Raw genomic sequence first — 12,019 nt, forward strand, 5'->3', positions numbered from 1 at the left:
GGCTCGTTCGGCGTTCCGGCCGGGGTCGTCCTAGCCGGAGTCAGTGCACGGATTCGATCGCGGATGCGATCACCGAGGTCACGGCGTCCGGGTGCGATATCAGGGTCAGGTGGGAGCCGCCGTGGAACTCGGTGACCTTCGATCGTGCCCGGCGGGCCATGGACCGCTCCGCGGCCGGGGTGATGATCTGATCGCCGGTGCTGATGAAGTACCAGGACGGGATCGTCTTCCACGCCGCGGCCTTCGACGGCGTCATGAACGCACTGGTCGAGGCCGCCCGCTGGGAGGCCCACAGGCGGACGGCGGTGTTCCGGGGCAGGTCCGAGGCGAACGAGCGGACGAAGACGCGCTGCTTGAGGTACAGATCCTTCGCTCCCTGGGGTGCTCCCGGGTAGGGCACCATGTCGTAGAGGGATGCAGCCTCTTGGTTGAGGGCAGAGCCGGAGCCGCTGAGCCGGCCGGTGGTCTCACCCACGTCGGGTGCCGCGGCGTCGACGTACACGAGGGCCTTGACGTTCGGGTCGCCCGCGGCCGCGTTCGTGATCACCGAGCCTCCGTAGGAGTGCCCGACGAGCACGATCGGGCCGGAAACGGTCTTCAGGAAGTCGGCCACGGACGCGGCGTCGGTGGTGAGATTCCGGAGCGGATTGGCTATGGCCCGTACGGCACAGCCTGCTCGTTGCAGGGAGTTCACCTCTCCGTTCCAGCTCGAGGCGTCGGCCCAGGCGCCGTGCACCAGGACGACCGTGGGCCGGGAGCGACCAGGTGATCGGCAGGGCACCGGCCCGCTCGTGAACGTGGCCGACGCACGATCCGTCGTCGCCCGGGCGCTGGTGGCCGACGACGCCGCCGCCGACGTGGCGATCATGGTGAGTGCCGCCATGGGCGCGAGCACCGTGAGCCTTCGCCGGATCCCTGTCATCTCCCCCATCGCCGCGACCTTTCGTTGGGTACGCCTTCCCCCATGCTGTTGATCGGCCGGCCGTTCCACATCACCCGAACTAACAGGTGTATCCGTTCCCGGCGCGCCCGGCCCGGCCAGGGCCCGCCTGGCATGCCGCATCAGGCCGTCGGCGCGAGGCCCGGCACCGCCTCATGGCCCGGTCACGCGGTGGTTCCGGTTACGGCGGGTGAGCAGTGCAGCGTCGGCGATGCCGGTGTCGGCGAGGGTGATGACACGGGCGTCCGGGTGGGCGGTCGCCGCGAGCCGGGCGAGGACGTGCCCGGGGGGTGTCTGGATGTACAGCGTCGTGCCGAGTTCGCCGAGCAGCGCGGTGGCGTCGCGCCAGTTCACCGTGGTGGCGATGCTGCGGGCGAGGTCGTTGAGGACGGCGTCGGCGTCATGGAGGACGCGGCCGGTGGCGCCGCCGAGGTAGGGGACGCCGAGGTGGCGCCGGGGGAGACGGGCGAGGTGGCCCGCCATGGCGTCGGCGACGTGGCCGAGTAGCGGGCAGTGCGAGGGGACGCTGATGCCCAGGTCCAGGACGCGCCGGGCGCCGGCCCGCGCGGCCGCCGTGGTGAGGCGATCGAGGGCCCGGGTGCTGCCGGCGACCACGACCTGCTGGTCGGTGTCGATGACGGCAACGTAGGCCGGGTCGTCGTGCGTGGTGATCGATCGGACCACGCGTCCGACCTGGGGCACGCTCAGCCCGAGGACCGCGGCCATGCCGTACCCGGAGGGGTAGGCGTCGCGCATCAGCTCACCGCGGTGGTGCACGGCGGTGAGGGCTTCGGCGAAGGTCAGGGCGCCGGCGGCGACGGCGGCGGGGAACGCTCCGGCGGAGTGGCCGGCCACCGTGTCGGGAGCGGCGCCTTCGCCGGCGAGGGCGCGGGTCGCGGCGACCCCGCTGATGCAGAGCGCGACCTGGGTGTTCACCGTGGATCGCAGTGCCTCTGCGGTGTCCTGCCGGGACGAGCCGGGCAGGACCTGCTCCGCCTCGGCGAGGGTCGCCACGACGGCCGGATGGTCGGGCAGGTCGTGCAGCATCCCGGGCCGCTGGGTGCCCTGGCCGGGGTACAGGAATGCGACGCTCATCCGCAGACCCACGGATCGCGCACCATTCTCGGGCCGTGGTCGGTGCGGGCCAGGACCAGGCCGCCGGGGCGTGCCCATTCGGTGAGGCCGACCCCGCCGGCCGGAGTCTCCAGCTGGCAGTCGACTCGGACCGCGAGCCCGGTGAAGGCGGCGACGAGCCGCGCGGCCCGAGTGCGACTCAGCCGGCGCGGTGTCCGTATCAGCAGGTCGAGGTCGCTTTCAGGGTGGGCGGTGGGCTGCCCGGTCGCCAGCTCGAAGCCGACGCTGCCGACCGGGCCCCACCCGGTATCGCCGTCCAGTTCGGTGGCGAGCCGGAGGGCGACGGCGGACAGGGCGGCGGCGAACCGGGGGAGGCAGGGCCGCCGCTCCCTGAGTTCTTCGGGAGGCACGGAGCAGGTGACTTCGCCGACGGGAAGCAGAACGGGGTGCCGCTGCCACCGTTCCGGCCCGCGTACGCCCACCGGGACGAGGCCGGGCGGGCGCGGAGCTCGCCGTACGACGCCCCAGGGGCAGGCGGCGAGCGATGCGGAGGCCCAGGGCGGGAGGGCGTCGCCGAGCGCGGCATCCGGGGTGAGCCGCAGCAGGTCGTGCGGGCGCGGGATCACTGCCATTGGGCGGCGAGTGCCTCGTGGACGCGGCGGGAGGCGGCCCGGGCCCGCCGGCCGCCGGGCGAGGTGAGGCGGTTGCTCAGGTCGCGGGGGCCGCTGCGGGCCCGTCCGACGGCGGCGGTGAGCGCGTCCCTTGCCCGCTGGACGTCCCCCTCGGTGGGATCGTCGGCGTCCTCGACGTCCAGGAGGTCGTCGCACAGCCCGAGCTCCGCCCAGTCGGCGACGTCGTAGGACAGCGGGAGGATGCGTCGTGCCAGCTCGTCGAGCTCGTCGACGGTCCGCAGGGTCACCCTCGCGGCGGCCTCCCTGTGCATGGCGTGGATCACCACGCCGGGGTCGTTGAGTGCCAGGATCTGGTTCGCCTGGAAGCCGTGTGCGAGTAGTCCGCCGGACAGTGCCGTTCCGACGATGAGAGTGATCACTGGGTGGCCGGCGGTACGGGCGGAGACGTAGGCGTCCACGGCGGTGGCCAGCGCATGGTGGAGCCCGAGCATTTCCTCGACGCGCCCGTATGCCTGGCTGGGGACGTCGACGACGGCGATGATCGGGCGGCGGCGATCATCGGGGAGATGTGCGTCCGCGGCGCTGACCTGGGTCAGCGCCTCGGCGAGCGCGAGCCCCTCGCGGAGGCCCACCTCGCCCCTGCGGGCCCGGTGATAGGGGCTCTGCGGGTCCGGTATGACGGCGATCAGGCGGGCGGTGTCGTCGCCCAGCGTGAGGTCCGCCGTCAGCACGGACGGGACCACGTCGCGCACGTCGCCGTCGGCGAGCGCCTGTGCCCAGTTCCGGCCGCGGCTCATCGCCGGTCTCCCTTCGGCGGCACGGCCCTCGCCCACACTCCGGCGAGGTCTGCCGGCTCCGGCGGACGGGCCGGATCGGCGGCTTCGAGGCGGGCCCGCAGCTCGCCGATGCGCTGGGAGCGGTGTGCACCGGGCACGCCGGCTCTCACGGCGTCCAGCACGGCGGATCGTATGGCGCCGACGTCGTCGAGGACGAGCACGTCCGCCAGACCGGTCCGGGTACGCTGCGCGCCGCCATCGATCGACCAGATCAGTGGGTGGTCGGAGGCGTCGAACTCGGCGATGCCGGCTTCGGACTCGATCACTTCGGGACCGTCGAGCCCGAGGCGGCCCTCCCTGGTCATGACCAGTCTGGTGCACAGCCCAGCGGCGATGCTCATGCCACCGAAACAGCCCAGCGTTCCGGCGATGACGCCGATGACGGGCTGGAGGGCACGCAGCTCCAGCAACGCGGAACACACCTCCGCGACCGTGGCCAGGCCCAGGTTGGCCTCCTGCAGGCGTACGCCGCCGGTCTCCAGGAGCAGGACGGCCACGGTCGGCGTACCGTCGCGGTTGTCACGGGCGGCGAGGGACAGCGTGGCCGCGATCTTCGCACCGGAGACCTCACCGATGCCGCCGCCCTGGAAGGCCTGCTCGATGGCGATCACGACCGCGGGTCGCCCGCCGAGCCCGCCCTTGACCACGACGACGCCGTCGTCGGACTGCGGGACGACGCCCTGGGGCTCCAGCCAGGGCGACTCGATACGGTCGAAGGGGCCGCACAGTTCGCGGGCGGTACCGTCGTCGAGCAGCGCCCTGGCGCGTGCCCGGGCGGTCAGCTCGATGAAGCCGGCGCGGGTCAGCAGCGCCCTCCAGTCCGTGTCCGTGCCCGGCGGAGTCGTCGCGGACGTCATGGCCTGCCCTCCTCGATGGCCTGCCGCAGGCGCAGGGTGACCACGGCGGGCGTCGCGCCGAAGTCGTTGAGCTCGAAGCTCCCGGCGACGCGGTGACGCGCGAAGAACCGCTCCAGCACGGTCCGCCACACCGTGTCGAAGCCGTCGACGCTGGTGCGTACGCGCACTCGAGCGGCGCCGGTCGGCTCCGGGCTCATCAGCACCTCCAGATCCCCCGAGCCGACCACCCCGACGTGCGCTCGCCGGGCGGGTCGCCGGTCGGCGGGGAACTCGTAGTTCAGCGTCTGCACGCGAGTACCTCCCTTTCGGCGCGGCGAGGCCGCTCTGGCCACGGCACCATGTCGAGGAAGAGCGCGACGGCCAGCAGGTCGGCGCTCCCGCCCGGCGACAGCCGCAGCGAGCGCAGCCGCTCGTCCAGTTCGAGGAGGGCGGCACGGCCGGAGTCCGTACCCGTGCCTCCTTCGGCCAGCACACGCTCGGCACCCAGCCGCACGACGCGCAGGCCCTCGACGCCGCCACGATGCAGGACGCAGGTGTCGTCCAGGAGGCTCATCACCTCCAGCAGCGCGTCCAGCCGGGCCACGTCCTCGGCGAGCCCGGCCCTCCTCGCCCGGCGCAGCCGCGGCAGGGCGACGCCGACGACGTGCGGGAAGCCCGCCTCGGCCTCGCCGCGGGCGCCGCGCACCCTGTATCGCCGCCGAACCCGCTCACCGTGGGAGACCTTCCCTGCCGGGACGTGCCGGTCGGGAAGGGCCGCCAGCCGGGCCGCACGGCGGACGGCGGCACGCTCGTCGCCGGCGTCGACGGCGCCGGCGACCAGCAGGCCCAGCGCCCACAGCGCCCCGCGGTGCGTGTTCACCCCCCGGGTGGCCCACAGCATGGTCCGCTCGCCCGCACGACCGAGCCGCCCCAGCTCCTCGCGAAGCCCGGCCCCGACGGCCATTCGCGATGCGGCGTCCGCGACGAGACCGAACGTGGGCCGCAACGCCTCGGCGGAGGCCAGCAGGAGCGGCAGATCCATGTCGTCGTGCGCGCCCCGCCCCCGGCGGTCGACCAGGCCGGGCTTGGGGCTCAGCCGTGCCTCCTCCTGGAGCGCCCGGACCGCCATGCCGGCGAGCAGGGCCGCGGGCGGCCTCGAGGTACGTCGGCCCGCCGAAGGCCCGATACCCATGACGATCATCGGTGGGTCACCACGTCCGGAACCGCGCGGGCGGATCGTACAGGCCACCGGACCAGGCGACGAGATCTTCGATGCTGCGGGCCGCCAGCAAGGAGCGGTGCGCTCTGCGGACGTCGACCTCGAGGTCCTCGGGCAGAGCCACCAGCCCGGTACGGCGCAGCTCCCGCACACGGCGCTCGTCCATGTCACGGCCGACCGGCGTGGCGCCCGCGACCGCGGCCACCGCCTCGCGCCGTTCGGCCAGGCTGGTGGCCAGGTAGAGATAGGCCACGCCCTCCTCGGTCACCACGTGGCTGACGTCGTCCCCGTAGATCATGATCGGCGGGACGGGCATGCCGGCGTCCTTCCCCACCTGGACCGCGTCCAGCGATTCGACGAACGCGGGAATCCCCCCGGAACGGAAGGTCTGCGTGATCTGCACGACGAGCTTGCGTCCTCGCAGCGCCGGGGCCTCGCCGGTCAGCAGACTCAGCCACGCCGGCGACGCATGCCTGCGGCCGTGCGGATCGTGCCCCATGTTGGGCGCTCCGCCGAAACCGGACAGCCGGCCCTCGGTGACCGTCGAGGAGTTCGCGCAGGCGTCGATCTGCAGCGACGATCCGATGAACAGATCCACGGCGTACTGTCCCGCGAGCTGGCACAGCACCCGGTTTGATCGAAGCGATCCGTCGCCGCCGGTGAAGAACACGTCGGGGCGGGCGGCGACATAGCGCTCCGTGCCGGGCTCGCCGCCGAAGCAGTGCACCGACTCCACCCAGCCGCTCTCGATGGCGGGAATGAGCGTCGGATGCGGGTTGAGGGCCCAGTACTTACAGATCTTCCCGCGCAGGCCCAGTTCCGCACCGTAGGTGGGCAGGATGAGTTCGATCGCGGCGGTATCGAAGCCGATTCCGTGATTCAGCGCGGTCACCTCATGGCGCTCGTAGATCCCCCGCAGCGCCAGCATGGCCATGAGGATCTCCACCTGGCCGATATGGCGGGGATCCCGCGTGAACAACGGCTCCAGCGCGAACGGCCGGGGACTCTCCACGACCAGGTCCACCCAGTCCCCGGGGATGTCCACCCGGGGAACCCTGTCCACCAGTTCGTTGACCTGGACCAGCACCACCCCGTCGCGGAAGGCCGTTGCCTCGGCGATGGTCGGAGTGTCCTCGGTATTGGGACCGGTGTACAGGTTGCCCTCGTGGTCGGCCTGCTCGGCGCAGAGCAACGCGACGTCCGGAGCGAGGTCGACGAACATCCGCGCGTACAACTCCACATAGGTGTGAATCGCCCCGACCTCGACCTTGTGGTCGGCGACCAACTGCGCCATCCGTACGCTCTGCGGACCGGCGTAGGCGAAGTCGAGACGGCGGGCGATGCCGTTCTCGAAAACGTCCAGATGCTCGGGCAGGCTGATCGAGGAAATCAATAGATGCAGGTCATGTACCACATCCGGATCGCAACCGGCCAGCGCCGCGGCGAGGAAATCCGCCTGCTTCTGGTTGTCCCCTTCCAGAACCACGCGGTCGCCCGGACGCAGCAAAGCCTGCAGAACATCGTGTATCCGCGCGGCCTCCAGTACTCGGCCCGAGGTAAAGGACCGTACGGCCTCCAGCCGATCCCGTTTCGCGCTCCGCCGCCGCGTCCAATCCCGGGTGACCGCCTCCGTGAATTTCACTACGCCCCCGATTACGCGCTCCCACTAGAGATTCCTCGGAGAGCAGGGAAGTAACTCAAACGGAGGTAAACGTCGCCGGCCTGCCGCAGCCCTTCCGGGTGATCGATCGGGCATGGGGCAGGTTCAAAGGAGCGTGAACGGCAGGCACACGCCGAGGGCGGCCACCATCGTGCCCGTCGCGCCCGCCACCCGGGTGGTCAGCGGCGCGTTGACGAGCGGGCCCATCAACGCCCGGTCCCGGCAGAACCAGACGAGGAGGAACAGCGCCACCGGAACGCCGAGCGAGATCACCACCTGGCTGGCGATCAGCAGGCCGGTGAGGGGGACGCCGCTGATCAACGCGACCACGGCGGGCGCCATCGTCAGGACCCTCCGCAGGTACGGGGAGACCCGCCGGCCGAGGAACCCCTGCATCACCACGTCGCCCGCCAGGGTGCCGATCCCCGCCGACGAGACGCCCGACGACAGCAGGGCCACGGCGAACGCCAAGGCCGCCAGGCCGCCGATCCTGCTCGCCAGCTCCGCGTGCACGGTGACCAGGTCACCGGTCCACGTCCCGCCCGTCGCGACGCCGAAACCGGCACCGAAGGCGATCATCGACACGTTCACCGCCGTGGCGACGCCGAGGGCGAGCACACAGTCGACTCGCAGGGACCGGCGGACGAGCCCCGGGTTGCGCCACGCCACGTCGGCGGTCATCCCACGGCCCTGGACCAGCGCCGAATGCAGGTAGACGGCGTGCGGCATCACGGTCGCGCCGACGATGCCCATGGCCAGGACCAGCGAGTCCACGCCCTCCAGCCGCGGCACCAGGCCACCCGCCAGCCCGGCCGCCGACTGGTGTCCCACCGCGGCGATGTCGTGCAGCATGCCCGCGCCGACGAGCAGCAGAGCGGCCGTGCTCATGAGCTCGAACCGGCGCGTACGGCCCTGCCTGCGCAGCTCGAGCATCAACAGCGCGATCGCGGCGGTCACGGCCGCCGACAGCGCGACGGGCATGCCGAACAGCAACCGCATGCCGATGGCCGCCCCGACGAACTCGGCGAGGTCGGTCGCCAGCACCACCACCTCGGCCTGAACCCAGAGCACGCGGGTGCCCCAGCGCGGCAGCCGTTCGCGGCATAACCGCGGAAGGCTCTTGCCGGTGGCCATGCCGAGCTTGGCCGCCTGGAACTGGACGAGGATCGCGATGAGGCTGGCCACCACGACCACCCAGACGAGGAGGTAGCCGTACGTGGCGCCGGCCGTGAGGTTGGTGGCCACGTTGCCCGGATCGACGTAGGCGATGGCCGCGACGAAGGCGGGGCCGAGAAGCGGCGCCATCCGCGGGCCGGGGGATCCGCTCGGGTGATCGGGGGTGGCTTTCGGGCCGGTCGGCCGTGCGGTAGCCGTTGTCCTGCCACTCACGATCACGTGCATTTCCGTTCAGGTCGACGTCGGATGAGCCGGCTCTTCCCGCTCATCAGGAGGAAGGGGACTCGCCACGATTGAGGCGGGGAACGATGAGCGGGTCGACCGGCGTGAAGGGGAACTGGGGAAGCTCCCGTTCCGGGACGCCGAAGCTCGCGGCCAGCACCTCGCGCGAGAACGCCGACGCGGAGGCCCGGTAGCCGATGTCGCCCGGCATGGCCTGGTCGAAGAAGATGAGGAAGTGGATGTCCTCGTCATCGACGACCTCGATGTGGTGCGGAAAGGCTCGTGGCACGAAGTACACATCACCGGGCCCGACCTCGTACTCGTCGAGGGTGCCATCGGGGTCCAGGACGCGCATGCGGGCGTGACCGCTCTTGATGTAGCCCATCTCGCCGGTGATCGGATGCCAGTGCGGCTCGCGCATCCCACTCTCCCTGATGCGCAGCGAGTACATGGAGATGTCCTCCAGGGCCGCCCAGTACTGCTTACGGGCGAGGTGGGCGTCGCCGTAGGCGTACGACAGCGGCGGGTGCTGCCCCTCGACGTCGAACAGGTGGGCGTTGGGCAGCCCGGCCGTGGAGGGGACGTCGGCGGAGCCGCTGCGGCGGACGATCTGCTGGGCCGGAGACCGGTCGAAGGCGGCGAACGCCGAGGCGGGCAGGTCATAGGTGTTGCCGAGCACCGCATCGGTCATGGCGGTGAAGCCGGCATGTAACGAGATGTGCTGGGGACGTTCGTGGCGCAGTGCGAGTACGAACTCGGCGCGCTCGGCACCGATGTTCTCGATGTGGTAAACGGCGCCGGACTCGACGTGGTACATCTGACCGGCGCTGACGACGAACGAGGAGAAGACGTCGGCGTCTCCCAGGATCGACACCAGGGCCGTGCCCGAGAGGCAGTAGCCGAGCTGGTTGGCGTTGACGTTCCATTGCGGCTCGCGGATCGCGCCGGGCTCGAGGACGACGCGCTTGATCGAGAGCCGGCTGAGGATCGGGAACGCGGCGGAGTCGACCAGCGTGACCGATCCCATCTCGTTCTCGAACAGCGGTGGCGCGGTCGCCAGTGAGGTGACGTGGGGCGAGGTGCCGGCCATGTTTCTCCTTCGTCGCCGCGGCCCGCGCGCGGGGCCGCATGTGTTCCTGTCCGGCCTGGGCCACCTGGTCGACATGCACGCCACCGGCGGTGGAGTGGACCATGGTGTGAGCCTGTTCCCGCAGGTTAAGGAGTAAGTGCCTGCCGCAGCGGGTAGTGGCGCGGCGTGTCGGCGGACCGTCTCCGGCCGGCTGCGCCAACCCGCGCCGGCCCGGCTCAACCGGTCCGGTCGTCGGGCCTGTCGTGCGCGTCGGTGCCGGCAGCCGATGGAGGGCCGGGGGGATCGCATCGGGGCAGTCGCAGGACGAAGAGGGCTCCCCGTTCACTGTCCTCGACGGTCAGGGTTCCGCCGTGCAGTTCGGCGATCTGGCGGGCGATCGCCAGTCCCAGCCCGGTGCCGCCGGCGTCCCGGTCGCGGGCCGTGTCCAGACGGGTGAAGCGCCCGAAGACCGTCTCGCGTGCGTCGGCGGGGATTCCGGCGCCGTCGTCGGCCACCGCGATGACCGCCGTGTGCTCATCGCCTCGCACGGTGACCGTGATCTGTGCGGTGGCGTGCTGTTCGGCGTTGTCGATGAGGTTGGCCAGCAGGCGGGTGATCCGCGCCCGGTCGCACTGGGCGAACACGCCCGCACCCAGATCTCTGACGACCCTGACCGTGCCGGTACGGCGGTCCAGTTCGGTCTCCACCACCTGGCTGAGGTCGGTCGGATCGCGGGAGAGGGCCCCGCCCGCGTCCAGGCGGGCCAGGAGCAGCAGGTCGGTCAGGAGCGCCTCCATGCGCTCGGTGGCGGCGAGTACCGCCCGTCCCGCCTCGGGCCAGTTCGTGTCCTCGGGGTACATCAGCGCATCCTCCACCTGGGCGCGGATGGCGGTGACGGGGCTGCGCACCTCGTGCGAGGCGTCCGAGGTGAAGCGCCGTAGTTGCGCGTAGGCGGCCTCGAGCCGGTCGAGTGTGCTGTTCACGCTGGTCGCCAGCGCCTTGATCTCCTCCTGGTCGTCGGGTTCGGGGACCCGCCGGTCGAGACCGGTGGCCTTGATCTCGTCCATCTCGACCCGGATGGCCTCCACGGGCGCCAGGGCCCTGTCCACGGCACGAAGGACGGCAATGCTCATCATCGCGATGATCATCAGGGTCATGACGGTCAAGAAGATCGCCAGGGTGGAGTTGGCGTACCAGGGGACCACGGGAATTGCGACATAGACCATCCAGAGCCCGTCCGGCTGGGGGACCTTGTAGGCCATGACGGTCATGCAGCCCTCGAGTCCCGTGGGTGGGCATAGCCGTTGCTTGGCCCGCAGCCCGTCGTCACCCGGCTGGAAGGTGGCCATCGGGGGCTTTCCGGCGAGCTGCCGGGTCGCCGTGACGACCTGCCCGAGCGGGTTCAGGATCTGGATGGCCTCGTCCCCGTCGGAAGCCAGCGGTTGGGGGAACGAGCGTGCCCTGATGTGGTTGTGCGTCCGGTCGGTGGCCGCGGTGAGCTGCTCCTGCCCGTAGCGGGCGTCCTGGTCGCGTACGTCGATCACCACGAGCACACTGACGACGATGCAGAACAGCGCGGCGAAGATACCGGCTACCAGCGTGATCCGGGCTCGCAGTGAAGATCGAAAGAAGCTGAGCACCCGACGCCCCCGAAGGTGAAGTGATCACCTCTTCAAAGCATGGGCCGGAAGCAGGCCAGGCCAATCCCACGACGTGGCAAAGATCTGGCGGTTCTCACCGATCAGGGACGGCTGGAAGCTCCCGAGCGCCCAGCCTCGGCGGGAGGTCCAGCGGCCACGATCGTCGCCGCGAGCGCCATTCGATGGTCCTTCGCCCAGGGCGGCCCAAGCCTGGCCCGCGGGCCGTACAGGACCTCGTCGGCCCGCTCGGCCAGGATTCCGGCCGCCAGGCGCTCTACGTTCTTGGCGTCGTAGACGTGGACGTCCCAGCCACGTGCGCGTGCGAGCTCGGCCAAGACCTGGCGGTACATGACGGAGTCCGCGCGGCTTTCGTATGGTGCGCGTCGCTGCACGGCGATGTCTTCGGGGAAGTCCGGAGGCCAGGCCCGGAGCGAGACCGAGACGATCGGTTCGCGCAGTGCGGATGCGAGTTCGTCCAGTGCGGCCGACGTCGCCCGGGTCGCCGACGCCCGCACTCGGGCCACCAGTTCCGCGGCCGCGGCATCGCCGAGAGGCTTGCCGTCGTGGTGGATGGGCGCCGTCGGCACGCCGGGCTCGATCAGCTCGATCCGCCGCCGGTCCGCCACCCGGTGGTCGGCCGATGCCGTGACGGCCACGGCCCAGCCGAAATGATGGGCTACCCCCACGCGCATGACCCGAGTATGCCATCGTACGC

At 71.3% G+C, this 12,019-nt stretch carries 13 protein-coding genes; 1 reads left to right on the plus strand and 12 read right to left on the minus strand.

Annotation, left to right across the window (positions count from 1 at the left end; translation table 11 throughout):
• Positions 1 to 40: 40 nt before the first annotated feature.
• From ACRYCC_RS07315 to ACRYCC_RS07360, 10 genes are all read right to left on the minus strand, one after another.
• Entirely contained in the window at positions 41 to 931 is an 891-nt protein-coding gene (locus ACRYCC_RS07315) for an alpha/beta hydrolase (protein WP_433809811.1), read from the minus strand.
• 162 nt (positions 932 to 1,093) lie between these two features.
• Positions 1,094 to 2,035, minus strand: coding sequence for an acyltransferase domain-containing protein (locus tag ACRYCC_RS07320; RefSeq protein WP_433809812.1), 942 nt, complete (start codon positions 2,033 to 2,035; stop codon positions 1,094 to 1,096).
• A complete protein-coding gene (locus tag ACRYCC_RS07325; protein WP_433809813.1) occupies positions 2,032 to 2,646 on the minus strand; it encodes a malonate decarboxylase holo-ACP synthase in 615 nt (204 codons plus the stop codon). The genes ACRYCC_RS07320 and ACRYCC_RS07325 overlap by 4 nt, the downstream gene beginning before the upstream one ends.
• Positions 2,637 to 3,443 carry a biotin-independent malonate decarboxylase subunit gamma gene (gene mdcE / locus ACRYCC_RS07330; protein WP_433809814.1) on the minus strand — a complete coding sequence of 269 codons (807 nt, stop codon included), beginning with the start codon at positions 3,441 to 3,443 and terminating at the stop codon, positions 2,637 to 2,639. Before mdcE ends, ACRYCC_RS07325 begins: the two co-directional genes overlap by 10 nt.
• Positions 3,440 to 4,339 (minus strand): biotin-independent malonate decarboxylase subunit beta, encoded by a 900-nt coding sequence (locus ACRYCC_RS07335; RefSeq protein WP_433809815.1) that lies wholly within the window; start codon positions 4,337 to 4,339, stop codon positions 3,440 to 3,442. Before ACRYCC_RS07335 ends, mdcE begins: the two co-directional genes overlap by 4 nt.
• The gene (locus ACRYCC_RS07340; RefSeq protein WP_433809816.1) at positions 4,336 to 4,629 is read right to left on the minus strand and encodes a malonate decarboxylase subunit delta; all 294 of its coding nucleotides are present in this window, start codon (positions 4,627 to 4,629) and stop codon (positions 4,336 to 4,338) included. Before ACRYCC_RS07340 ends, ACRYCC_RS07335 begins: the two co-directional genes overlap by 4 nt.
• Complete coding sequence (locus ACRYCC_RS07345) at positions 4,617 to 5,510, minus strand: triphosphoribosyl-dephospho-CoA synthase (protein WP_433809817.1); 894 nt, start codon at positions 5,508 to 5,510, stop codon at positions 4,617 to 4,619. The genes ACRYCC_RS07340 and ACRYCC_RS07345 overlap by 13 nt, the downstream gene beginning before the upstream one ends.
• Before the next feature lie 16 nt (positions 5,511 to 5,526).
• Positions 5,527 to 7,179 (minus strand): malonate decarboxylase subunit alpha, encoded by a 1,653-nt coding sequence (gene mdcA, locus ACRYCC_RS07350; protein ID WP_433809818.1) that lies wholly within the window; start codon positions 7,177 to 7,179, stop codon positions 5,527 to 5,529.
• Between the two features lie 123 nt (positions 7,180 to 7,302).
• On the minus strand, positions 7,303 to 8,502 hold the full coding sequence (locus ACRYCC_RS07355; RefSeq protein ID WP_433809819.1) for an Nramp family divalent metal transporter: 1,200 nt from the start codon (positions 8,500 to 8,502) through the stop codon (positions 7,303 to 7,305).
• A 139-nt stretch (positions 8,503 to 8,641) separates the two neighbouring features.
• A complete protein-coding gene (locus ACRYCC_RS07360) occupies positions 8,642 to 9,685 on the minus strand; it encodes a cupin domain-containing protein (RefSeq protein ID WP_433809820.1) in 1,044 nt (347 codons plus the stop codon).
• Between ACRYCC_RS07360 and ACRYCC_RS07365 the strand changes: the two genes are divergently transcribed.
• The gene (locus ACRYCC_RS07365; protein ID WP_433809821.1) at positions 9,684 to 9,821 is read left to right on the plus strand and encodes a hypothetical protein; all 138 of its coding nucleotides are present in this window, start codon (positions 9,684 to 9,686) and stop codon (positions 9,819 to 9,821) included. The genes ACRYCC_RS07360 and ACRYCC_RS07365 overlap by 2 nt on opposite strands.
• Positions 9,822 to 9,900: 79 nt before the next feature.
• Here ACRYCC_RS07365 and ACRYCC_RS07370 read toward each other — a convergent pair whose 3' ends face one another.
• The gene (locus ACRYCC_RS07370; protein ID WP_433809822.1) at positions 9,901 to 11,304 is read right to left on the minus strand and encodes a sensor histidine kinase; all 1,404 of its coding nucleotides are present in this window, start codon (positions 11,302 to 11,304) and stop codon (positions 9,901 to 9,903) included.
• Positions 11,305 to 11,405: 101 nt separating this feature from the next.
• A complete protein-coding gene (locus ACRYCC_RS07375; protein WP_433809823.1) occupies positions 11,406 to 11,996 on the minus strand; it encodes a hypothetical protein in 591 nt (196 codons plus the stop codon).
• Between the last annotated feature and the right edge of the window lie 23 nt (positions 11,997 to 12,019).

It is taken from the genome of Actinomadura scrupuli, from assembly GCF_050971785.1.
Classification (GTDB): Bacteria; Actinomycetota; Actinomycetes; order Streptosporangiales; family Streptosporangiaceae; genus Actinomadura_E; species Actinomadura_E scrupuli.